22 protein-coding genes are annotated in these 23,257 nt (G+C 34.9%); 3 read left to right on the forward strand and 19 right to left on the reverse strand.

Annotation, left to right across the window (positions count from 1 at the left end):
* Positions 1-6: 6 nt before the first annotated feature.
* The gene (locus PND65_RS07935; RefSeq protein ID WP_035401353.1) at positions 7-321 is read right to left on the reverse strand and encodes a PTS sugar transporter subunit IIB; all 315 of its coding nucleotides are present in this window, start codon (positions 319-321) and stop codon (positions 7-9) included.
* Between the two features lie 221 nt (positions 322-542).
* Here PND65_RS07935 and PND65_RS07940 point away from each other — a divergent pair, with 221 nt between their 5' ends.
* Positions 543-2,453 carry a BglG family transcription antiterminator gene (locus tag PND65_RS07940; protein ID WP_271991448.1) on the forward strand — a complete coding sequence of 637 codons (1,911 nt, stop codon included), beginning with the start codon at positions 543-545 and terminating at the stop codon, positions 2,451-2,453.
* Positions 2,454-2,517: 64 nt separating this feature from the next.
* On the opposite strand, the gene PND65_RS07945 is transcribed toward PND65_RS07940, so the two are convergent.
* The 14 genes from PND65_RS07945 to PND65_RS08010 form a co-directional block, all read right to left on the reverse strand.
* Positions 2,518-2,928 carry an Hsp20/alpha crystallin family protein gene (locus PND65_RS07945; RefSeq protein WP_015536417.1) on the reverse strand — a complete coding sequence of 137 codons (411 nt, stop codon included), beginning with the start codon at positions 2,926-2,928 and terminating at the stop codon, positions 2,518-2,520.
* Between the two features lie 131 nt (positions 2,929-3,059).
* On the reverse strand, positions 3,060-4,067 hold the full coding sequence (locus PND65_RS07950; protein WP_271991445.1) for a dipeptidase: 1,008 nt from the start codon (positions 4,065-4,067) through the stop codon (positions 3,060-3,062).
* Complete coding sequence (locus PND65_RS07955; protein WP_087158918.1) at positions 4,064-4,882, reverse strand: HAD-IIB family hydrolase; 819 nt, start codon at positions 4,880-4,882, stop codon at positions 4,064-4,066. The genes PND65_RS07950 and PND65_RS07955 overlap by 4 nt, the downstream gene beginning before the upstream one ends.
* Before the next feature lie 86 nt (positions 4,883-4,968).
* On the reverse strand, positions 4,969-6,282 hold the full coding sequence (gene eno, locus PND65_RS07960) for a phosphopyruvate hydratase (protein WP_022356317.1): 1,314 nt from the start codon (positions 6,280-6,282) through the stop codon (positions 4,969-4,971).
* A 75-nt stretch (positions 6,283-6,357) separates the two neighbouring features.
* Positions 6,358-8,511, reverse strand: a complete 2,154-nt coding sequence (locus tag PND65_RS07965) for a U32 family peptidase (protein ID WP_271991443.1) — start codon at positions 8,509-8,511, stop codon at positions 6,358-6,360.
* A 32-nt stretch (positions 8,512-8,543) separates the two neighbouring features.
* A complete protein-coding gene (locus PND65_RS07970; protein WP_035401348.1) occupies positions 8,544-8,918 on the reverse strand; it encodes a metal-dependent transcriptional regulator in 375 nt (124 codons plus the stop codon).
* Between the two features lie 109 nt (positions 8,919-9,027).
* Entirely contained in the window at positions 9,028-10,323 is a 1,296-nt protein-coding gene (locus PND65_RS07975) for a midas domain-containing protein (protein ID WP_271991441.1), read from the reverse strand.
* A 55-nt stretch (positions 10,324-10,378) separates the two neighbouring features.
* Complete coding sequence (gene dxr / locus PND65_RS07980) at positions 10,379-11,536, reverse strand: 1-deoxy-D-xylulose-5-phosphate reductoisomerase (RefSeq protein ID WP_035401343.1); 1,158 nt, start codon at positions 11,534-11,536, stop codon at positions 10,379-10,381.
* A gap of 58 nt (positions 11,537-11,594) precedes the next feature.
* Complete coding sequence (locus tag PND65_RS07985) at positions 11,595-14,009, reverse strand: glycogen/starch/alpha-glucan phosphorylase (RefSeq protein ID WP_271991439.1); 2,415 nt, start codon at positions 14,007-14,009, stop codon at positions 11,595-11,597.
* An 87-nt stretch (positions 14,010-14,096) separates the two neighbouring features.
* Positions 14,097-14,633, reverse strand: coding sequence for a winged helix-turn-helix domain-containing protein (locus tag PND65_RS07990; protein ID WP_051335164.1), 537 nt, complete (start codon positions 14,631-14,633; stop codon positions 14,097-14,099).
* 112 nt (positions 14,634-14,745) lie between these two features.
* The gene (locus tag PND65_RS07995; RefSeq protein WP_035401339.1) at positions 14,746-15,273 is read right to left on the reverse strand and encodes a hypothetical protein; all 528 of its coding nucleotides are present in this window, start codon (positions 15,271-15,273) and stop codon (positions 14,746-14,748) included.
* A gap of 1 nt (position 15,274) precedes the next feature.
* The gene (locus PND65_RS08000) at positions 15,275-15,598 is read right to left on the reverse strand and encodes an FtsB family cell division protein (protein WP_015536424.1); all 324 of its coding nucleotides are present in this window, start codon (positions 15,596-15,598) and stop codon (positions 15,275-15,277) included.
* A gap of 39 nt (positions 15,599-15,637) precedes the next feature.
* Complete coding sequence (mnmG, locus tag PND65_RS08005) at positions 15,638-17,488, reverse strand: tRNA uridine-5-carboxymethylaminomethyl(34) synthesis enzyme MnmG (RefSeq protein WP_204714805.1); 1,851 nt, start codon at positions 17,486-17,488, stop codon at positions 15,638-15,640.
* A gap of 2 nt (positions 17,489-17,490) precedes the next feature.
* The gene (locus PND65_RS08010) at positions 17,491-19,119 is read right to left on the reverse strand and encodes an oligosaccharide flippase family protein (protein WP_271991437.1); all 1,629 of its coding nucleotides are present in this window, start codon (positions 19,117-19,119) and stop codon (positions 17,491-17,493) included.
* A 101-nt stretch (positions 19,120-19,220) separates the two neighbouring features.
* Between PND65_RS08010 and PND65_RS08015 the strand changes: the two genes are divergently transcribed.
* Positions 19,221-19,499 carry a Dabb family protein gene (locus PND65_RS08015; RefSeq protein WP_015536426.1) on the forward strand — a complete coding sequence of 93 codons (279 nt, stop codon included), beginning with the start codon at positions 19,221-19,223 and terminating at the stop codon, positions 19,497-19,499.
* Positions 19,489-21,009: an NAD(P)H-hydrate dehydratase gene (locus PND65_RS08020; RefSeq protein ID WP_271991434.1), complete on the forward strand. Its 1,521-nt coding sequence runs from the start codon at positions 19,489-19,491 to the stop codon at positions 21,007-21,009. Before PND65_RS08015 ends, PND65_RS08020 begins: the two co-directional genes overlap by 11 nt.
* Positions 21,010-21,014: 5 nt before the next feature.
* Here the strand turns inward: PND65_RS08020 and PND65_RS08025 are convergent, their stop codons facing one another.
* From PND65_RS08025 to PND65_RS08040, 4 genes are all read right to left on the reverse strand, one after another.
* Positions 21,015-21,314, reverse strand: a complete 300-nt coding sequence (locus PND65_RS08025) for a hypothetical protein (RefSeq protein ID WP_271991432.1) — start codon at positions 21,312-21,314, stop codon at positions 21,015-21,017.
* Entirely contained in the window at positions 21,315-21,599 is a 285-nt protein-coding gene (locus PND65_RS08030; protein ID WP_015536429.1) for a hypothetical protein, read from the reverse strand.
* Positions 21,600-21,611: 12 nt separating this feature from the next.
* Entirely contained in the window at positions 21,612-23,072 is a 1,461-nt protein-coding gene (locus tag PND65_RS08035) for a DUF1846 domain-containing protein (RefSeq protein WP_015536430.1), read from the reverse strand.
* 3 nt (positions 23,073-23,075) lie between these two features.
* A partial coding sequence (locus tag PND65_RS08040) for a hypothetical protein (protein WP_271991428.1) occupies positions 23,076-23,257 on the reverse strand: 182 nt, incomplete at its 5' end.

Here is a 23,257-nt window from a genome sequence, read left to right on the forward strand (position 1 = left end):
CTAATTTTATTTTTTCATTTCTTCTAATAAATGATCGATAGCTTTAGCTCCATCTAAAGTTGAATAATATTCAGGTTTCATTAGAATCACTTTAACATCTCTTCCGTTTTTATATTCTTCAACTTCATCAAGAATATAAGCCAAATGCGGTCCTACCATTAATGCATCGATATCATCAATGTAGTTTTCAATTTCAGATTCACTACGTGCTTTGATATCGATATCCAACCCTTTCGCCTTTGCAGCTTTACGCATGTTTGCTGCCATGAATCCAGAACTTGCTCCAGATCCACAAACAAGTAATACACTTAATTTTTTCATTTTGATCTTCCTTTCTTAACAGTGTGATAACTTTTACACTGTCATTATGATAAAAAATGAAAGCGTTCTCCACTCATCTTTTGCCTGCCTTAGGGGCAAATAATTAATTGCATTCAGAGGGTGCAAAAGTCTGTTGGATTTATACAGACGCAGACATTATGATATTCCTAGCGAAAAATCGTTTATTTTTTTGTGTGTCGTTTCAGGGAAAGGGGTATAATATGAAGCCTAAGCTAAAAAAGCTCATCCAGCTGTTACTTGAAGCTCAACCTAGAACTTCTGCCAACTTGGCTGAAAGATTGGATGTATCTGTACGTAGCATCAAAAATTATGTAAGAGAAATAAATGAAGAATTCCCTAACACGATACAATCATCATATGAAGGCTATAGAATTGACTCAAAAGTGGGTGTAACAATATTAGCTGATAATACCAATCATATCCCTCAAACTTCTGATGAAAGAGTTTCCTATATCATAAATAAACTTATTAACCATAATTCTCATGTTACCCTGGATACTTATGATCTTTGTGATGAACTTTTTATTTCTATGTCCACACTTAAAAATGAACTGACCAAAGTGAAACATCGTCTACAAAAATTTGATTTGCAACTGATCACAAAAGGTGATTTTATCGAATGTTCTGGACTAGAGAAAAATAAACGAAAGATGCTAAGTACGATTCTGTATGATGAAAGCAACGTTAACTTTGTAAATATCGAATCTTTACAGCATGCATTCATGGATATCGATATTGATTTTATTCGTAGAACGATCTTAGAAGTTTTTGATAAATATCACTATTTTATCAATGATTATTCTTTGATCAACTTAGTTTTACATGTCACAATTGCAGTCGATCGAATCATTAATGATAATATCAATAAACAAAATGTGGATTCTTTACCTGGGGTTAGATTACATGAATATGCTCTAGCACAGGAAATAGCTGAAAAGTTGAATAAACACTTCAATATTGAATTCAGCAATGCTGAAATCTATGAGATGACTCTGCTTATTATTTCTCGTGCTACAACGATCGACTATAAAAGCATAACTGTTGGAAACTTGGAAGAGTTTGTCGGAAAAGATTGCTTAGATCTTGTAAAGATATTGATTGAAAATGTAAATGCTTTCTATTATATCGATTTAAGTGAACCTGAGTTTTTGATTCGTTTTGCTTTGCATATTCGAAATCTTCTTGTTCGTTCTAAAAATGATTACTTTTCTAAAAATCCATTAACAGAAAGCATTAAATCATCCTGTCCTTTGATTTATGATCTATCTGTGAACCTTGCTGGAGAAATCAAAGAGTATACCGGTATAACGATCAATGATGATGAAATCGCATATATCGCATTTCATTTAGGTAGTACGATTGAAGCTCAAAAAAGCTTGACCACAAAGATCACAGCTGCTTTATATTGCCCTAATTATTATGATATCAATCAAAAAGTAACCGATACTTTAAATCAGTATTTCTCCAACGATTTATTGGTCAAATATATTGTTACAGATGAAAGTGAACTAGAAGCCATTCAAAATATTGATTTAATTATTTCCACAATTCCTTTATCCAGACCTCAAATAATACCTTCTGTTTTAATCAATATCTTTGTTACTAAAAGAGATCAGAATATCCTTAAACAAAAAATTGATGAACTTCATAAAGAAAAAGACAAAAAAGAATTCAACCAATATCTAAGAGAAATGATATTACCTGAATTCTTTGAAAGAAAAAATGATCTTCACACACAAATAGAATGCATTGATTATATGTATCAAAAATTTAAAAATAAAGGATATGTCAACACATCATTTAAAGAAGAAGTTTTAGAACGAGAACGAATCTCTTCAACTGCTTTTGGTAATTTTGCGATTCCACACGCAATGAAAATGTATGCTAATAAAACTGGCATTAATATTATCATCAGTGACCAGCCAATTCAATGGAGCGATAAATCCGTAAATCTTGTCATCATGATGTGCTTTAACAAAAATGAGCGATATATGTTTAATGAGATTTATGAACCTATTACCATGATTCTTTCCGAAAGTGAAAATGTTAAAAAAATCCTTACTTCAAAAGATTATGATGAATTTATTCAAAACCTAGTCAATTTACTATAAAAGCTCTTCGGAGCTTTTTTCTTTCATTAAAAAAAGACATGTCTTAATGACATGTCTGATTTGATTATAAGATAGGGATGAATTTTGTTTCTTCTTCAACTTTCTTAGTTTCTGTAGGAATTGAGATAATCAATTCTCCATTGTCAAAGTTTGCCTTAACATCTTCCTGTTTGATTCCTTCTCCTACATAGAAGCTACGAGAGCTGCTTCCAGAATAACGTTCTTGACGAATAATGCGTCCTTTTTCATCTTTATCTTCTTTAGAACTGTTTCTAGAAGCTGTAACTTTCAAATAACCATCTTTCAATTCAATTTGAATATCTTCTTTTTTAACACCTGGAGCTTCCATGCTCAAAACATAATATCCATCTTTTTCATGAATATCTGTCTTTAAAACATTAGCCGTTTTTGTTGTCGCATCTGAGAAGAAATCATCAAATAAATCAAATCTATTAAATCCTGGATAGTATTTCATAATATCGCCTCCTTATTTTTCTATGAAATTCTATCAGTTAGCACTCTATTTATCTAACTGCTAATATCATAACACATTTTTTGGCAGAATCAAGTCTTAAGTGCTAAAAAAATAAAAAAAAGAAGGAAGTACTATTTCAGCACTTCCTTATACACTCTTAATGCATTTCTATAGAATATTTTCTCTATTTCTTCTTCGCTAAATCCCTCTTCTTTTAAAGCCTGTGCTAATTTTGACATTTGCGAAGCATCTTTTATTTCCAATTCTGAATTGATTCCATCAAAATCCGTTCCCAAACCAATAACATCGATACCTGCTAAGTTTTTAATATATTTGATTTGTTCTATCATATCTGAAATTCGACTTGGACCATTTTCTTGATCATGCAAAGCTAGAAAATCACCACAGAAATTAATCCCCATGACACCACCACGTTTGGCCAGTTCTAAAATCATGTCATCTGACATATTACGTGCAACCGGACAAATACTTCTTGCATTCGAATGCGAAGCCACAAAAGGTTTAGTTGTATAATCCAATACATCATAAAAACCTGCATCATTTAAATGGGAAACATCAATGATCATTCCTAAATGTTCCATTTCACGAATATAGTCGATTCCAAAATCTGTCAAGCCATTGACTGTATCCACCCTCTGAAAGAAATTAACCTGCTTATAATCTGTTCCCATATCATTAATAGATAAATTAGGAAAGCCTATTCCATTTTCATAATTCCATGTCAAAGCTATCATTCTTACACCCAGTCGATAATAGTTTCTTAACATTGCCAAATCATCAAAGACAACACCACCATCTTCTAAAGTTAACATGGCAGATAACTTGCCATCTTTAGCATTTCGTTCTATATCATCATAGCGCAATACAGGTGCAATATATTCTTGATTTTCTTCTAACATTCGATAATACATGTCCATCAATTTCATAGTTTGATGTTCAGGTATTTCTAAAGTTTTCTGGTCGGTAAATAAAGCAAAATTTTGAATCAGATAATCTCCAGCTTTTAATTTTTGAATATCAACACAAAGATCATTGGCATAAAGAGAAACATCTTGATATTTTTGTTCTTTCTCTAGCAATCCTAAGATCGTATCACAGTGCATATCTATGATTTTCATCTAAGATCCTCCAAAATTCTATCCAGCCACATAATACATCCATCATCATAACAAGATGGCACGATCATATCAGCTGCATCTTTGCAAGCTTCACTACCATTTTCCAAAGTTACACCAAGACCTGCTTTTTGAATACATCCAAGATCTGAGTTCGTATCTCCGATAACACTGATATCGCTCCATTTAATATTCAACTTATTTAACAAGCGATCCACAGCTATAGTTTTATCTACCTTATTATCAATGATATCAACCATTGTTGGTGTGCTACGTATGACTTTTAAATCACAATATGATTCAATTTCACTTTTTACATCTTCAAAGCAAGCATCTAATTGTTCTTTTGTATCTGATATACAACATTTCCAGATAGGACCTTCTATATACTGTTTTGGAATTCTTGTTAATAAATAATCCACTTCACAATTATTGCGATCCAACTGATATCCAATCGCAAAATCCTCTGCCAACATATACTCTGGTTGAGAAATCCCAGGTTTTAAGCCATGTTTCATGCAAATTTGCCAGATAAACAAAGCATCCTTTTTCGATATCTGATATTCGAATACAGTCTCATTGGTCTTAACATTCATTACATGACATCCATTGCAGGAAATAACATATCCTCCAAAATCATCCATTTGAATTTGTTTTGCTAAAGGGTATACCCCTTGAATGATCCTGGCTGAATTTAAAATAACCATGATTCCATGTTTTTGAATTTCAATTAATTTTTCTTTTACTTTTTCACTGACATATAGTCCACTGCTTGGTGGCATCAAAGAACCATCCAAATCACAAATTATAGCTTTCATACAAAACCTCCGATGATATATAAATTATACACGATATATCTAAGAATTAAAAAAAAGACCTCCGAAGAGGTCAATTTTTACAAGGCTTATTTGTATAAGTTGTAGAAAGATTTTTTACCTAAGTATTTAGCAACGTGAGCTTCACCACGCTGATTCAATTCATCTTCGATACGCATCAAACGGTTGTATTTAGCGATACGGTCTGTACGAGACATTGAACCAGTTTTAATCTGTCCAGCGTTGAATGCAACAGCGATATCAGCGATTGTTGAATCTTCTGTTTCTCCTGAACGGTGAGATACTACGCAAGTGTAGTTATGTTTCTTAGCTAATTCCATAGCATCGAAAGTTTCAGTCAAAGTACCAATCTGGTTAACTTTGATAAGGATAGCGTTTGCGATACCTTTTTCGATACCTTCTTGAAGGATAGCTGGGTTAGTAACGAATAAGTCATCACCTACTAACTGAACTTTGTCACCTAAACGATCAGTAAGTTTTTTCCATCCGTCCCAGTCACGTTCTCCAAGACCATCTTCGATAGATACGATTGGATATTTTTCGATCCATTCTGCATACATATCGATCATTTCGTCGCTTGTTTTATTTCCTTGTCCTGATTTTTTCAATTCATATAAACCAGTTTCATGGTTATGGAATTCGCTGGCAGCAACGTCCATAGCGATTGTCATATCTTCACCTGGTTTGTAACCAGCAGCTTTCATAGCTTCAACCAACAATTCAAGTGGTTCTTCGTTTCCGTTTACACAACTTGGAGCGAATCCACCTTCGTCACCAACGTTAGTGTTATATCCACGTTTTTTCAATACTGTTTTTAAAGCATGGAAAGTTTCAGCACCCATACGGATTGCTTCTTTGATTGATTTAGCACCAACTGGCTGAATCATGAATTCCTGGAAGTCTACTGTAGAGTCAGCATGGCTACCACCATTGATAACGTTCATCATTGGAACTGGCAATGTGTTAGCGTTGAATCCACCAAAGTAGTTATATAATGGCATACCATAGAAATCAGCAGCAGCGATTGCACAAGCCATTGATACACCTAATGTAGCGTTTGCACCTAAGTTTTTCTTGAATGGAGTTCCATCAAGTTCTAACATTGTATGGTCGATAAGGTTCTGGTTACGAACATCCATACCGATGATTTTTGGAGCAATGATGTTGTTTACATTATCAACTGCTTTAGTAGTTCCTTTTCCTGAGTAACGAGTTTTATCGCCGTCACGAAGCTCTAATGCTTCTCTTTCTCCTGTACTAGCTCCACTTGGAACCATAGCGCGTCCATAAGCACCAGATTCAGTAGTTACTTCAACTTCAACTGTTGGATTACCACGAGAATCTAATACTTCACGTGCATATACATCAACAATAATAGGCATAATAAAATTTCCTCCTTTAAGCCTTATAAGCTATTAAAATGATAGCACTAAATAAGCCTAGTTTCAATAAAAAAACTAGGCTTTTAAGCTTTGAATTCGATTTATTACGCTCTGTATTTCACGCAAAGACTCATTTAAAAATACAGCTTTAAAATTTTTAATTCCCATTGTTTTTAAAGATGCAATTTGTGCAATATCATCACTCAAAATCTCATCATATAAACGCAAATGACAATCTCTATCGCCAAGGCAAATCACTGATTTTTTATCCTTACCTTTTAGCTTAAATTCATGTTGATGACATAAAGAACAGTTCTTTCTCTTTCCATCTTTTAAAGCTGTATTGATTACACAATGATTCATTGTCATCAAACGGCGATGTTGATATATACACACCAAAACTGGTGCATCAAATCCGTATCTTTCCTTAAATGAATTCATAATATTTGAAATATTCTCAAGCTTATTTTCATCACTGAGCACAACTTGCTGATATCCCATTTCCAATAAGGCTGCAATAGCCCATGAATTTGTTACGTTCATTCCATCTATGATCTGTGTCTTCCCTAGATGAGGCAATACATCTCCTTTTAAAGAAGTTATATTTCCTTTAGATTGATCCATCTCACACACCCATAGATCTTTAGTATCCATCTTTTTATCCGGCGTCATAACTTCATAAATGTTTCGATCAGTCTTTGAAACAGGCGGTTTATATACATAATCTATTTCTTTGATTGGTCGTTTCTTTAATTTCTTTGATTTGAACATTTCTAAAGCATTACGTCTTAATTCATTGATACTGGAAATCGTAAAGAAAATATTTGATGGAATATCCATATTGATTGAGGCAAACGAGGCAAAACTATCTTTTGTCTTGTTGAATTGTTTCTTGATCGTCACTTCATCCAAGGCACGATTTTGTGCTTGGCTGGCCACATCCTTTGAAATCACCTCAACCTTGATATTTTGATCATATATCTTGCAGATCAATGGTGAGCCAACACCGTCACAAACAATAGATGCATTCAATTGAATTTGGCGATTCGTTCCCTTAATTCTTTTTTCAACTTTCTCATTTACCAAGACAGAAGTTGTTTTCAAAATCGTATCCCCTACTTTAGCTTGTTTAGGGCCTTTGATCTCACAAACCGAACCTGCAGGTATATGGCTCGTCAGTTTGCCTTTTTTATCGTATAAATAATTGACATGACAGCCAAGATCTTTTCCAATTCGAATACCATCATTTTGATTCAATTCATGTTTAAGCTGTAGAACCAGTCTGCCATTTCTCTTACCTATCACTTTTCCAATATTGATTCCTTGATGATTACAGCTCTGTGGATTCATAAGATCATATCCACTCATCTTATATGCATGGCCTTTTGTATAACCGCGGTTAAAAGTCACCATCAAATCTTCTATATCTTGTTTAGAACGAAACTTATTATCTAACACGCTCTTGGTCTGCATCACACTTTCATAAACATAAGCAGCACTCTTCATTCGTCCTTCTATCTTTAAAGAAACAACTCCCATTTCTTCAAGTTCTTTTACCTGGTCGATCAAAGAAAGATCTTTTGGGCTTAAATAATAAAGCTCTTTGCCTACAAGTGCATTATCTTGATACAGAGTATATGGCATACGACATGGTTGAGCACACATACCACGATTTCCACTTCGATCGTAGCGAACACTTGAAAAATAACATTGTCCAGAATAACAAATACAAATGGCACCATGAATAAAAACTTCAATTTCCATTCCAGTTTCAACACATGCCCGTATCTCATCCATCGTGCATTCTCTAGCCAGAACCACGCGTTGGACCCCTAATTGTTTTAGTTTTTCAATCATATTTGGTTTAGAAACACTTAATTGTGTAGACGCATGTAATACTAAATCAGGTAAACGGTGATGCAAAAGATGCAATAATCCTAAATCTTGGATGATCAAGGCATCTACATCCATCTCATGCAAACGTTTTGCCAATACATAAGCTTCTTCCATTTCATCTTCAAAGATTACTGTATTCATCGTAATATACACCTTTATATTTAAAAGGTGACATTTTTTAATAATTTCTTCTGTTTCCTCTAAACTAAAGTTTTTGGCATAAGCTCTTGCCCCAAAAACCGGCAATCCAAAATATACGGCATCACAGCCTGCCGCAATCGCTGCTTCTAAAGCTTCTCTATTTCCCACGGGAGCTAATATTTCTGGTCTCATATTTATCTTTTCTCTTTCCAAAAAAAAGCACTCTACTGTGCTTCTTTTTCTTCATAGTATTTTTGAATCGCATCAAATGTTTCCTGAGATATCACATGTTCAATATGACATGCATCTTCTTGTGCTATATCTTTAGGAACTCCGATGTTTTCCAACATTTCGGTAAAGAAACAATGTCTTCTATACGTTTCCTCTGCGATTTTCTTTCCGGTTTCAGTTAATGTCAAAAACTTGTTATCATCCAGATGAATATGCCCCTGCTGTGCTAATAGTTTGACCGCATGTGAAACACTAGGTTTAGAAAAGCCAAGATAACTTGCCACATCGACGCTTCGAACATGATCTAAACATTTTGATAAAACTAAAATTGATTCTAAATAATCTTCCAATGATTCACCTAACTGCATAAGCTGATCTTCTCTCTTTCGTATTTCTAATTTTATTAAAGACTGAAACAGTTGTCAAATATTGCGCTCATTTCTAGAAAAAAAGCTCTGATCTCACATCAGAGCCTAATTATGTTTCTTTTTTCTTTTTAAAGAATAGTCCAAACAAGCCAACAGACAAGCCCATCAATGCACCATACAATCCGGCATTACTTTGTGTTGCGGTATTGATTGATCCTCCGGCCACTGTCTGACTAACACCATTGAACTGAATCGTTTGTGCTTCTTTCAATAGAGTCTGATAAGTTTTACCTACTCTTGTCTTCAAGATTGCGTTAACATCACTGCGAGTCGCAGCCGTAAACTTGTTCCATGTAGACAAACCATTCAAAATATTTCTATAGTTTAAGCTATTTGCCTGCGTATAAACATTCCCTGCAGAACTTGTTAAATATGTGTCAATAAAGTTTTGAGCTTCCGTAGATGTTGTAGTTGTTTGCGTTGGAAGCATTGTTGACACTGTTTCAAGATTTACCGTTTCCTGCTTAGATTCCGTTGCAGGTGTTTCAACTACAACCGTTGGTTTTTCTAGAGCAGCTAAAATAGAAACTGGCTCTTCCACGCTCTTCTTTTCTGTTTCTTTTTTACCAGGTGTCAAGCCAACGATTGGATATGCAGCCTCACTATTTTCATCTTTGGATTCATCAACAGGATCTTCTGTTTCTTCATCTGTAAAAGAATCTTCTTTATCTTCAACTGGATCTTTGGTTTCATCATCCGTTGTTGATTCACTATTGTTGTTGTCTTCATTCTTATCTGTCTGATTATCGTTATCTTTAGAATCATCCTCGACGTCCGTTTTATCATTTTGACTATCATCCGTTAAACTATTATCTGTCCCCGTTTCTCCTTGTCCCGGGTTACTCGTATCATCTACTTCATCTGAAGGATTTTCTGTATTTTCATTATTTGAATCATCTTGTGCTGAATATTTTTCAGGATATAATTCCATATCAATTTTTAGAGCAGCTGCTGCCATTTCAGGAAAACTTTTATAAAGTGGCTGCATCTTTAACTTTAACGCTTCTGCTTGCAACTGTTCACTCAATAATGTATCGATTTCAGCCTGCATTTCTTTGGAAAGAGTATCATAAACGACTTTCCCTGAAAGAACACCTTGATAATTCTTCTGAGTCAAAGCCGTGATTAATACTTTTTCATTCGTAATATTCCCCTTGGAATCTATTTTGCTTAAGCTGCAATAAGTATCAATAAAGTCCTGCGCGGTTTTAATTTCAACAGGTTTATTCGTGCTTTGTGATACATCTTGGGCAACGCTTTTGGCACTAACTGGCATTGATACGATTTGTACAGCACCTGTTACAGCCATAGTCGCTGCTAAAGTATAAATAATTTTCTTTTTCATGGCTCTCACTCCATTTCTCTTACAGTCTTTATTTATTTTACTACGAATAAAAGTTTTAGTCTAGTGAATGCGCACTTTGTGCAAAGGATAAAACTGCTTTTCGAGCCATTTTATCGCTGTTTTCCAGCTGTTCTAAACTAGGAGTGGCAATATATTCAACAGTATTGATCGCATATTGAATTGCCTCTTCAATGGATAAAAAAGATATCTTTTTTTCTAAGAATAATTCCACAGCCTGTTCATCCGCACCATTGAACACAGCACCAAGATTTCCTTCTTTTCGACCAATTTCATATGCAAGTTTCAACATTGGATATCGTACAAAATCCATTTCTTTAAAATCTAGTTGTAATGTTTTTGTCATATCCAAAGGTTTATCCTCCTTTAGGCATAAACGATCAGGATACATTAAAGCATATTGGATAGGTAAACGCATATCAGCTGAACCCAACTGTGCCATGATCGCATTATCATTATATTCAACCATAGAATGAACAATGCTTTGTTTATGCAAGACAACATCTATTTGATCATACGGCAGATCAAAAAGATAATGCGCTTCAATTACTTCAAAGCCCTTATTGACCATAGTCGCACTATCTACTGTAATACGTTTTCCCATAGACCAGTTTGGATGATTCAAGGTTTGTTCTACTGTTACATGAGTCAGTTCATCTCGACTCTTGTCTCGAAAGCTTCCTCCTGATGCCGTAATGATCAATCGTTTTATATCTTCTTTGCGATTGCCTTGAAGACATTGAAAAATTGCAGAATGCTCTGAGTCAATTGGGTAGAGTTTTGTATTTGTTCTCTTTAAGGCTTCTCTTACCAACACACCTCCGGCAACCAGGCTTTCTTTATTTGCCAAAGCTACATCAATGCCCTTATTCAAGGATTCTAAAGTTGGCTTCAGGCCGCGAAATCCTACGACCGCATTGACCAATAAATCATAATCTAGATCCTGGATCATTTTACACATGGCATCTTCACCACTATATACCTTAATAGAGTCAAAGATTTCAGCTTTTGAAACATCTGAAATTCCAACTGCCTGGATAGTATTGTGTGTATCTAATATTTGCTTAAGCTCTTTAGCCTTATGACCTGCTGCAATTCCCACCAATTCAAACAGATCTGAATGTTGGTCAATCACATTGATTGTCTGTAATCCAATCGATCCAGTTGCACCTAATAATAATATTCTTTTCTTCATAATCCTGCTCCTCTTATCTCAAGTATAACATAGAAAAAGGGCATATAGCCCTTTCTTATTAATCTTCAAAACTAATTGGTGTTAAATGCCAGATTTCATCTGCATATTCTTTGATTGTTCTATCACTTGAGAAGTATCCTGATTTGGCAATATTTATCAACATTGTACGAGCCCAACGTCCACGATTGCGATAACGTTGTTCTACTTGAGATTGAGCATATACATAAGAATCAAAATCTGCCAACACAAAGAATTCATCATTACGTAACATCAAATCATTATAGATCAAACGGAATTCGTCATGATTACTAGACCACGTTCCATTTGCCAATGAATCAACGATACGACGAACATTATAATTTGAATTGTAAAAATCCCATACATTATAAGAATTCTGATGTTTTAATTCATTGATATCTTCGACATGAAGACCAAAGATCTGCGCATTTTCCTGTCCTACACGTTCAACAATTTCTACGTTTGCACCATCTAAAGTACCAAGTGTCAAGGCTCCATTCATCATATATTTCATATTACCTGTACCACTTGCCTCTTTACCAGCCGTAGAGATTTGCTCACTAACATCTGCTGCATTCAATAAGATTTCGGCAACAGAAACAGAGTAGTTAGGGATGAATACCACTTTTAAGAATGAATTGGTTTCTGGATCATTATTAACTTTTTCCGCAACAAAGTTAATTAATTTGATGATTTCTTTTGCCAATTCGTAGCTTGGAGCTGCTTTGGCAGAGAAGAAGAATGTTCTTGGATAAATTCTAAAATTAGGCTCACTCTTCATACGAAGGTATAAATGCATAACACAGAAAATATTCAACAACTGTCTCTTATATGCATGAAGACGTTTTGCCTGGCAGTCAAAGATAGAATTTACATCAACATCAATATCTAAAGTTTTCTTTACATAATCGGCCAAGATCTGCTTTCTTTGATGTTTAACTTCCATAAAACGATTCTGAATAATTGGATCGTCTACGTAATCCATCAATTTTTCTAGATCTTCTGGGTTTGTTTTAAAACTATCTCCGATTGTATCTTCTAATAAAGAAGTCAATTGTGGATTGGAATACAATAACCAGCGTCGATGTGTAATACCATTTGTCTTGTTATTGAAACGTTCTGGATATAACACAGCGAATTCTTTCATTACATCATCAACCAAGATCTGAGAATGTAGTTTTGCAACACCATTGACACTGTGACTACCTACGATAGCTAAATGCGCCATATGTACCTGACCTTCTTTGATGATCGCAACATTGTTCCAAATATGCAACAAGCCTTTGTGATCTACTTCAAATTGGAAACGGCGATTAATTTCTTCAATGATCATATTGATACGTGGCAATAATGAACGAACTGTATCTTGAGGCCATTTTTCTAAAGCTTCAGCCATAACTGTATGGTTTGTATAAGCTACAGTACCTGTCACAATGCGCCATGCATCATCCCATTCATAATTATAATCATCCATTAAAACACGCATCAATTCAGGAATTACAAGAACTGGGTGCGTATCATTTAACTGGATCGCAACTTTTTCTGGTAAATTATCCAAAGTTGGATACACCTGTAAATGTGAACGTATGATTTGATCGATTCCTGCACATACGAAGAAATATTCTTGTTTCAAGCGCAATTTCTTTCCTTCAGCCGTAGAATCATCTGGATATACGTTGGCAGTGATTGCCATAACATCATTCAAATATTTGTTTAACTGTCCTGAGTTTACGCTCGCTTCATCAATTTCTGCATCCCATAAGCGTAATGTGTTTGTTGTCTTTGTATGATATCCAACGATTGGCTCATCATACGGAACCGCTCTTACAACAAAATCAGGATTATGATTTGTATGGAATTTTCCCATGTGATCCATGTAAAGATCCACAGATCCTCCAAATTTAACCTCTACAGAATGTTGTGGTTTCCATACTTCCCAAACATTTCCGTACTTTAGCCAGCAATCAGGAAGCTCCACCTGACGTTTGTTTTCAATTTTCTGTTTGAACAAACCATAACGATAACGAATACAGTTACCATGACCCGCTAAATTCAAAGAGGCAAGAGAATCCATAAAACAAGCGGCTAAACGTCCTAGACCACCATTTCCTAATCCTGCATCGGATTCCATTTCTTCCATTTCATTGATATCCATACCAAGATCTTCAAGGCCTTCTTTTACAACATCATACAACCCTAAATTCATCAAGTTGTTTGTGAAAAGACGTCCCATCAAAAATTCCATGGAGAAATAATATAACTGCTTTGTCTCTTTCTTTTTGATCGCATTTTTAGTTTCACGCCAATTGATACCTACATAATCACGAATCATATGTCCTAAAACCTGATATCGCTCAATAGAAGATGTTTCTTCAAAATTGCGACCATACATTTCTGATACTTCTAGTTTAAAACGCTCTTTAAAAACTTCTTTTGAATCAAATCGATTTGACATACTCTTTCTTTCCTTTCGCATCGTTCTTATTTTATACATTTCATGCGTACATTTCAAGTTTTTTAGCGTTTCTAAAGGCGTTCAAGACTATCGAATCTTGTGATTCCACTTATATCCCAGTTTGTGATATGTCTTAATATATCCCATTCCTTTATAAGTTCCTAAAGCTTTTCTTAAGCGTGAAATATAAACAGAAAGAGTGTTATCACCGATTCCTTTTTTAGAGATACTTTCAAACATTGAGATAATCTGTTCTCTAGATAAGATCCGATTAGCATTTCTAACAAATATTTCCAATAAGAACTGTTCAATATAGGATAAATTTAGCTTTTCTTCGTTACGAAAAAATTCGCCAGTTTCAAAATTCATGACCAAATCTCCTGATCGAAAAGTTTCTCGAATCGTAATGAAAGACCTTTGAGGATCAAGTACAACTAGGTTTTTTCCATAAACGATCCTGCCTTCATGGATCATGTAATCATCCTTTTCAATAGGATCCTTAAGATAGTATGTCTGGTCATCCTCATTAAGATCTTGACCATCAAAATCATCAGAATCATTAGCTATCAATTCACTTGCAATTGTCTCATCGACTTTGATGACCAATTTTTTGTAATTCTTCATATCATCCCCTCCATCCATAAGCATGACATAAATTTCTTACAAAAAAATGACAAAGCCGAAAAAGTATCAAAAAAGAGCTGTTTTGACAATTAAATGTCCTAAACAGCTCTTATCAATTACTACATACGAATTCTTGTACTTTAGTAATTTTTTTATCTTTATCAAACGTAAATATCGTTACCTTATCCATATCTTCCATGGTCCACAACAGTGCAATCATATCATTGTTTTTCAAATGTGTCTGAATCATATACTTTTTAGTATTGTATTTTGGAATCTGTAGATATGATGTGTACACTTTTTTGTATGCGTCAATCATGATAAAACCTGGGGCAAACATCTCTTTACTAAAATCCAGCCCTTCATTTTGACGCTGAATAAACGCTTTTGCCAGCATCAAAGCCTTAGCTGGTTCCTGCTTTGGTTTTTCTTTTGTGTCTCTTTCTAAAAAAGAAAAAAGACCAGAAGTGCGCTTAGTAGGAAAATCGTTAAGCTTTTGCATCTGCTTTTGCCACAATTCATAGCTTTCGATAATCTCCATTGGTGTATCTTCTTTAAAAAGAATCTTACCATTTTCTTCGGTATAATATTCTTTCTTTTGTTTCCAAAGATACATCTTATACTTCTGATCTGTCTGCATATTATTCTTCACTCTCTTCATCTTCTGAACTAGGAAATTTAAACACTTGCTCCCCTTCTTTTGTTACCAGGTACTTTCCTCTAGCGATATACTCGATATAATCCGGATTTGTCAGCTTTTGTTTTGTTTCTTCCAAATCACTTTTCTCTTCCTCTAATTCCTGAGTTTTCTTTTTATTCTGCTGGATACTCAAGCGAATCTCAGCTGTTGTTTTAAGATCCTGAATTCCGCTCCAAGTTAAAAAACAAGTCATACCTAAAAGCAATGCACATATGATAAACCGGGTCATATTTGATATCTTTCTTGTTTTTTTTCTATGTTTCATATAGATGTCCCCTTTACACTATATTATAACATCTTTCGCTTATTTTTTCATTTTCATCGCCAATAAGGCAATATCACTTGGATTGATACCTGAAATACGGCTTGCCTGTCCAAGTGTAGCAGGTCGAATTTGGTCTAATTTTTGTCTAGCTTCTAAAGATAAATTATCCATATGTAGATAATCTAGATCTTCACACAATGCCACTTTCTCCATTTGTTCTAGATGCTTTGCATCACGTTTGGCCTTTTCAATATACCCTTGATATTTAACTTGAATTTCTACTTGTTGGGCAATAACCGGTGGATAATCTACATTAGTAATCGAACTTAAACCATGAATCGTTACTTTTGGACGTTTTAATAAATCCAATTCACTGCATCCATGTGCTAAAGGATCAAAACCTAAATATTGAAGATATTCATCAACACTGCTCCCTGGTTTTATATGAACCTGAGCTAATTCCTCTTTTGCACGTTCAATTTGCTCCATTTTTAAGACGAAAGCATCATATCTTTCCTTAGATACTAGACCCAGATGATAGGCTTTTTCCAATAATCTTTGATCTGCATTATCATGGCGAAGTAACAAGCGATATTCAGCTCTTGATGTCAACAAGCGATATGGTTCCTTGGTTCCTTTTGTCACAAGATCATCGATCATAACACCGATATAAGCTTCATCTCTTCTTAAAATGAATGGATCTTTTCCATCAATTTTCAGACAGGCATTGATTCCAGCCATGATTCCCTGACCGGCTGCTTCTTCATATCCGCTTGTTCCATTGACCTGACCAGCTGTAAATAGATTTTCTACGATCTTATTTTCCAAGGACGGTTTCATCTGTAAAGGATCGATCGCATCATATTCAATCGCATATGCATATTTTTTGATGATACAGTTTTCAAGTCCAGGCAAAGAATGAACCATTTCTTCCTGTACATCAACTGGCATAGAAGTTGAAAAACCTTGAATATAAATCGTATCTAATGATCTAGATTCCGGTTCTAAAAATAATTGATGCCTTTCTTTATCCGCAAAACGAACAAGCTTATCCTCAATACTTGGACAATAACGAGGTCCTACACCTTTAACCAATCCTGAATACATCGCCGAATCATGTAGATGATCATTGATAATCTGATGTGTCGTTGGTGTCGTATAGATCAAATGACAAACTTCCTGTTGATCAAATGGAAGCACATCTTCTTCTTTGGTCGTAGTTGAAAAGCTTAAAAACTCATTCGTTCCCGGTTGAACTTCCGCTTTCGAAAAATCAATCGAATCTTTTAAGACACGACAAGGTGTCCCTGTTTTTAAACGGAATGTTTTTATACCCGCCTTACGAAGGCTTTCAGACAAAGTATTTACTGTAGGTTGATCTTCCGGTCCACTGCTTGTTGCGGTATGACCTCTTAAGATCGTACTTGTCATATAAGTTCCTGTTGTCAAGATAACTGTCTTAGCTTCAATGATTCTTCCGTCTTCTAATCGAACTCCTGTTGCTTTACCATCTTCAATGATAACAGAATGGCAGGCAGCCTCAATCACTGTTAATCCTTCTGTATTTAAAAGGATTTCTTTCATCATCTTTTTATAAGCTTCTTTATCACTTTGTACACGTAATGACCAGACACCTGGCCCTTTTGTTGTATTCAACATTTTAAACTGCAAAGCTGTTTTATCCGCTACAATAGGCATTATGCCCCCTAAGGCATCAATTTCACGCACAACGATTCCTTTTGCGGGACCACCAACACTTGGATTACATGGCATAGACCCGGCCATATCAATATTCAAAGTTATCAATGCAGTCTTTTTTTTCATCCTTACACTAGCCATACATGCTTCAATACCAGCATGTCCAGCTCCTATCACAAGAACATCAAACAAGTTTATTCTCCTCTTCTCTTTAATTTATTCAAGATCCCTGTAAAACGAATATGGAAAACGCTCTGAGGAACCTTTAAATACGCTGTTATTAAAAAATATACAACTACACAGATCAAACCATTCGCAGCCATCTTCACAAAGGAAATTAATTTTCCCCCTTCAACTCCACCTAGACCAATCTGTGTCAACAATAATGAAGTGATCCATAATCCGACAATTCCAATACAAACACGAACAATGATAATGCCTGTTTTATGATAGTTAATCCCATACACTTTATGGATTTCTTTAAAGTTATAGTAAAGAAGATACAGATATCCCAGAGTTGAACTAATGACTGCTCCAGGAAATCCTAATATCCATACTAAAGGAACCATTGTTAAACCTTTGATCAAAGTACAGACTAACAAACGTTTTAATACATTTCGCTTTAACTCCAAAGCCATCATAATATTTGTAACCACAGGTGTTAAAGTCCCAAAAAATCCTTCAATCGACAACCATTGAGTTACATACGTACAAAGCTGAAGATCTTCATTATGAAACAAAGTGAAGAATAAAGGTTCAGCATATGCAAAAATACAGAAAGATACTGGTAATGCGATATAAAAGATAATATTTAAACAATCCAACACATTCTTTTTAGCTAATTTATAATTCTTTTGAGCCAAAGCACTGGAAATATGTGGAATCAAAGCGGCTGTAAAACCAGGCGCCAAGATCATCGGAATAGCCGTTAATTTCACTCCAACATATGTTGTTGCGGAAATGATCGTTGTAATTTGATCAGAGGTATAATTATGCAGACGTAAACCCGTAGGCAATAATACCGCATTGTAAATTGAATCACTGTATCCTAAAATTGCAACAATTAAATATGGAATTGCCAAGACAAAAAATTCTTTTAATAACTTTTTTGAATCGACCGGTTTTTCTTTTTGAACAGCTGCCTGTTCAATGATCGGCTTACAGTGAGTTCGATCAAAATGAACAATTTGAGCAATTGCCGCAATGGCAGCCACTGAGGTCGATAAAACAGAAGCATATAAAGCCCATTTTCTCTCCCAACCAAAAACATATACGATCAAACATGCCGCGCTCAATAAGAAGCCTACACGAAACAACTGTTCAAAAGCTTGCGAAAAGGCATACTCTTCCATTTCTTTCATACCTTGATAGAATCCCCTAAAGGCCGATAGAACAGGAACTAAAAAGATAGCAACTGAAAGAATACGAATGACATTGGCCATAATTTCCGGATCTTCTTCAACCATTAACGGTGCTAAAAATCCAGCTGAAGCCATCAATATAAGCATGCCTATAAACCCTGTAACAGCTAAAAAAGATAATGAAATCTTCTTTACCAGCAGGACAGTTTTGGCATCCTTTAATACTGTATAACGTGCAACCAAGGTTGCAACCGCAAAAGGAAATCCTGCGGTAAATACATTCAGAACATACGAATAAATATTATAAGCCTGCCCATAATATCCCATATAAGCTTCAGAACCTAATATACTTGAAAATGGTATTGAATAAACCAGTCCTAAAAGTTTTGCGACAAACAAACCCCCAGTTCCAATCAAACCACTTATAATAACCGAATTTTTTACTGAGTTCTTTTTCTCCATAGCATTACCTCTTAGGTCTTAAATTATAACACAACTTCAAAAAAAACAAGTTATTTTCCATATTCTAGTGTATATTATTAGTTAGAAAGAGCAGGTGTCTTATGAAACATATTGTATTTTTTAAATTAAACGAAAGAAATGAACAAAATCAGGATGCATTGATCGAAATCCTAAATAAGATGAAAGGCCAGATTCCTTTTGTCCAAGATATGTGGGTCGGAAAAGATTTCTTAAATTCCCAAAGAAGCTTTGACGTTGTTTTAGAAGTGACCTTGAATAAGGAAGATCTGGATACATACGCAAATTATCCGCTACATGTCGCATGCAAAAACGAATTTGCCCCTCTAGTATCAAAGAGTGTGGTATGTGATGTTGAATAAACTATTTATTCATTCTCAAGAAATTGCCAGAAAAATCGATCAATGTGCCATTAATGAATATCATATTCCTTCTTTAGTCTTGATGGAGCAAGCTGCAACTGAATGTTGCAGGATCATTCAAAATAAAGAAGACCCTTCAAAAAAAATATGTGTTCTTTGTGGCCAGGGAAATAATGGAGCAGATGGTTTAGCTATCGCAAGACTATTAGCCCATGAAGGATATGAAGTATCCATCTATCTTCCCTATCACAAAACCCTTTCACAAGAATCCAAAGTTCAATTTCAGATCATTTGTTCTTTAGCTATACCATATACAGATGATCTTGATACAATTCGTTTCTATATCAATCAAAGCGATATCCTAATTGACTGTTTATTTGGCAATGGATTATCTAGAGATATTGAAGGCTCTTACAAACAATTAATTGATATGGCAAACGCATCAAATAAGAAAATCTACGCTATTGATATTCCAAGTGGAATACATGCCACAAGTGGAAAGATCTTAAACTGTGCCATTCATGCCGATACAACCATTGCCTTGGATTGTTTTAAAGAAGGACATTGGATTTATCCAGGAAAAGAATACTGTGGAAACCTTTTATTAGCTGATATTAAAATTCCTACTTCACTTCATCTAGAAAATGAGCATGCACAATTGATCAATGAAGAACTCATCAAGGAAATGCTGCCAAAAAGAGATGGTCATTCACATAAAGGAAGTTTTGGTAAAGCTTTGATGATCGGTGGATCAAAAGCGATGCCTGGAGCCCTTGCGATTGCCGCCAAAGCCTGTGCTGCCAGTGGAATTGGTACGCTGACATTAATGGAACCTGATTGTATTGGTGATCTTATGGCTATGAAGATGGATTTTGCGATGCATCTAAGAGCTAATGATCGAGACGGACATTTTGCCTTAAGTGCTGTTGATCTTCTTAAACAAAATATGGATCAATATGATCTAATCTCTATTGGAAATGGTATGCAGCGAAATGAAATTACCATTGAAATGGTAAAAACTCTTCTATCCTCTAACAAGACTGTCATTTTGGATGCAGATGCTCTATGGACCATGCAGGACCATTTAGAATGGTTAAATCGTAATGCCCCTACTATACTCACTCCTCATGTAAAAGAAATGACATTCTTGACTAATAAAACAGTTCAGGAAATCTTAGAATCTCCATTTTCTACAGTACGAGAATTTACAAATAAATATTCCAATTGTATATTGATCCTTAAATCTGATATCACCTATATTGGATCTAAAAACGATTTCTATGTATTATCCAGACCAAACAGTGCCTTGGCAAAAGGAGGAAGTGGTGATTTATTATGTGGCATTCTTACAGGTATACTAGGGCATAAGATATCTCCATCTAAAGGGGCTGCTTGTGCAGCGTATCTTCATTCTAAAAGCGCTGAAATCAACAAAGATCCGGCATCCATAAATTCTGAAGACATAATAAAAGAGCTAGCTTTCGTACTTCAAAAACTACGAAAAGACTAGCTCTTTTATATTGTCTGAAATTGTAAGTAATAAACATTCTCGTCAAACATTTTGGTATTAAATCCATAAGCATCACAGTCATAATGATCTCCATCCCAATCATTGTTTAAGACGTCTAAAAGATCATTTATTTCCTGATCACTTAAATCTGCTGTTGCATACCATTCTATACATCCATTTAACGAAGGCTGTTCTCTAGATGGTGAATATGAGAATTTTGCACATAACAAAGTTAATTTATCTTTGACTCTTTTTTCTATGTCTTCATCCTCTTTGTCAATCACCACATGTAATCGAACTAACATTTATTTCTCGCTTTCCAATACAAAGGTACACAATTTTTTAAGATTTGTATCACTATCTAAAGTGATAACCTTACCCAAACTTAAATTTAGCGCAGCAATTTCAACTACACCATCTTTAACCATCATGTTTAAAGTTCCTGTGGCATTTTCATAGAAAACATCATATAAGTAGGAAGTTCTATCTCCTTCCTGCCCTTTATTGCGTAAACTAAAATGAAAATTTTCCTTATTTTTTAAAATAATACGAACCGCTCCTGCTCCTGAGCTAGGTATAGATTTTGCCATGATATCTCTCCTTTAACGATGTTCTGCTTCATAAGTCAGTTGAATTCCAAGATTATTAAACACTGAAAGATCAACAGATGCAACTGAACAAGTCACATGAGCCTGCATTCCTTTTAAATTCTTTAATTGATCAAGCGCTTTTGCCGCATTTTCATTGGTTTGCGCACTTAAAGATAAGGCAATCAGAATTTCATTGGTATGAAGTCTTGGATTTTGACTTCCTAAATATTCTGTCTTCAAAGTTTGAATAGGACCAAATGCACTTGGTTCGATCAACATATCTTTATCATCAATATTCGCAAGATACTTTAAAGCATTCATTAATATCGATGAACAAGCCCCCATAAAGCTGGTGGTTTTCCCTGTAATCAAAGTACCATCTTCTAGCTCAATTGCTCCTGAATACACTTTTGATTCTTCCTGTTTCTTTCTAGCAGCTACAACACATGGTCTGTCTTCTTCGCTAATACCTGCATTTTTCATAACAGTTTCCTGTTTTTGAACCTCGTCAATCGTACACAACTCCTGAATATATCGTGTTCTGGTACTAAAATATCGCCGAATGATTTCTTGTCTGGAAGCATTGGAACATACTTCATCATCTTCAATACAGAAACCAGCCATATTTACACCCATATCCGTTGGGCTTTGGTAAGGACTAGTCGTAAAAATTTCTTCGAAGATTGATTTTAAAACAGGGAAAATCTCAACATCTCGATTATAATTAACTGTTACTTCACCGTAAGCTTGTAAATGATATGGATCGATCATGTTTACGTCATTTAAATCAGCCGTAGCTGCTTCATAAGCTAAATTGACTGGATGATTAAGAGGAATATTCCAAATTGGGAAGGTCTCATATTTCGCATATCCAGCTTTAATACCATGTTTATGTTCATGATAAAGCTGAGATAAACATGTAGCCATTTTTCCACTACCTGGACCTGGGGCTGTAACGACTACTAATGGACGAGTTGTTTTGATATAATCGTTTTTCCCGAATCCTTGTTCTGAAATAATGTGTTTTGTATTAGTAGGATATCCTTCAATATAATAATGCTGGTAAACCGCAATCTTACGACGTTTTAACTTAGCTTTAAAGCTCTCTGCGATCTTCTTTCCTTCACATTGTGTTATGACAACGCTGCTAACATAAAAACCAGCTTTTTGGAATTCTTTGATCAAACGCAAAACATCTTGATCATATGTAATTCCTAAATCTGCTCTTACTTTATTTTGTAAAATATCCTTTGAGTTAATGACAAGAACTATTTCAGTTTGATCTTTTAACTGTTTTAACATTTGTAGTTTAGAATCAGGTGCAAAGCCTGGCAAAACACGACTCGCATGAAAATCATCATATAATTTCCCACCAAATTCCAAATATAATTTATCTCCAAACTGCGATATTCTTTCCATGATCTTGCTGGATTGCATTTGAAGATATTTTTCATTATTAAATCCAATCTTCATATGTTATACCTCACTTACTCGAATTATTTTAACACACTCACTATTAAAAAAACAGAAAAGTTTTTTATCTGTACTCTCTATAAATAAAAAAGTATCGAAAAAACGATACAAAAAAAAGGGACCCGGCGGCAAGCTATCTTCGCAGGGGCAGGCCCAACTATTTTCGCCGATGAAGTGCTTAACTT

The sequence above is a fragment of the Faecalitalea cylindroides genome (assembly GCF_028321995.1).
In the GTDB taxonomy this organism is placed as follows: Bacteria; Bacillota_I; Bacilli_A; order Erysipelotrichales; family Erysipelotrichaceae; genus Faecalitalea; species Faecalitalea cylindroides.

Bases quoted from the DNA above. Each gene is read 5' to 3' on its own strand.
- PND65_RS07935 (WP_035401353.1), bottom strand. From the start codon at position 321: ATGAAAAAATTAAGTGTATTACTTGTTTGTGGATCTGGAGCAAGTTCT.
- PND65_RS07940 (WP_271991448.1), top strand. From the start codon at position 543: ATGAAGCCTAAGCTAAAAAAGCTCATCCAGCTGTTACTTGAAGCTCAA.
- PND65_RS07945 (WP_015536417.1), bottom strand. From the start codon at position 2,928: ATGAAATACTATCCAGGATTTAATAGATTTGATTTATTTGATGATTTC.
- PND65_RS07950 (WP_271991445.1), bottom strand. From the start codon at position 4,067: ATGAAAATCATAGATATGCACTGTGATACGATCTTAGGATTGCTAGAG.
- PND65_RS07955 (WP_087158918.1), bottom strand. From the start codon at position 4,882: ATGAAAGCTATAATTTGTGATTTGGATGGTTCTTTGATGCCACCAAGC.
- eno (WP_022356317.1), bottom strand. From the start codon at position 6,282: ATGCCTATTATTGTTGATGTATATGCACGTGAAGTATTAGATTCTCGT.
- PND65_RS07965 (WP_271991443.1), bottom strand. From the start codon at position 8,511: ATGAGACCAGAAATATTAGCTCCCGTGGGAAATAGAGAAGCTTTAGAA.
- PND65_RS07970 (WP_035401348.1), bottom strand. From the start codon at position 8,918: ATGCAGTTAGGTGAATCATTGGAAGATTATTTAGAATCAATTTTAGTT.
- PND65_RS07975 (WP_271991441.1), bottom strand. From the start codon at position 10,323: ATGAAAAAGAAAATTATTTATACTTTAGCAGCGACTATGGCTGTAACA.
- dxr (WP_035401343.1), bottom strand. From the start codon at position 11,536: ATGAAGAAAAGAATATTATTATTAGGTGCAACTGGATCGATTGGATTA.
- PND65_RS07985 (WP_271991439.1), bottom strand. From the start codon at position 14,009: ATGTCAAATCGATTTGATTCAAAAGAAGTTTTTAAAGAGCGTTTTAAA.
- PND65_RS07990 (WP_051335164.1), bottom strand. From the start codon at position 14,633: ATGAAGAATTACAAAAAATTGGTCATCAAAGTCGATGAGACAATTGCA.
- PND65_RS07995 (WP_035401339.1), bottom strand. From the start codon at position 15,273: ATGCAGACAGATCAGAAGTATAAGATGTATCTTTGGAAACAAAAGAAA.
- PND65_RS08000 (WP_015536424.1), bottom strand. From the start codon at position 15,598: ATGAAACATAGAAAAAAAACAAGAAAGATATCAAATATGACCCGGTTT.
- PND65_RS08010 (WP_271991437.1), bottom strand. From the start codon at position 19,119: ATGGAGAAAAAGAACTCAGTAAAAAATTCGGTTATTATAAGTGGTTTG.
- PND65_RS08015 (WP_015536426.1), top strand. From the start codon at position 19,221: ATGAAACATATTGTATTTTTTAAATTAAACGAAAGAAATGAACAAAAT.
- PND65_RS08020 (WP_271991434.1), top strand. From the start codon at position 19,489: ATGTTGAATAAACTATTTATTCATTCTCAAGAAATTGCCAGAAAAATC.
- PND65_RS08025 (WP_271991432.1), bottom strand. From the start codon at position 21,314: ATGTTAGTTCGATTACATGTGGTGATTGACAAAGAGGATGAAGACATA.
- PND65_RS08030 (WP_015536429.1), bottom strand. From the start codon at position 21,599: ATGGCAAAATCTATACCTAGCTCAGGAGCAGGAGCGGTTCGTATTATT.
- PND65_RS08035 (WP_015536430.1), bottom strand. From the start codon at position 23,072: ATGAAGATTGGATTTAATAATGAAAAATATCTTCAAATGCAATCCAGC.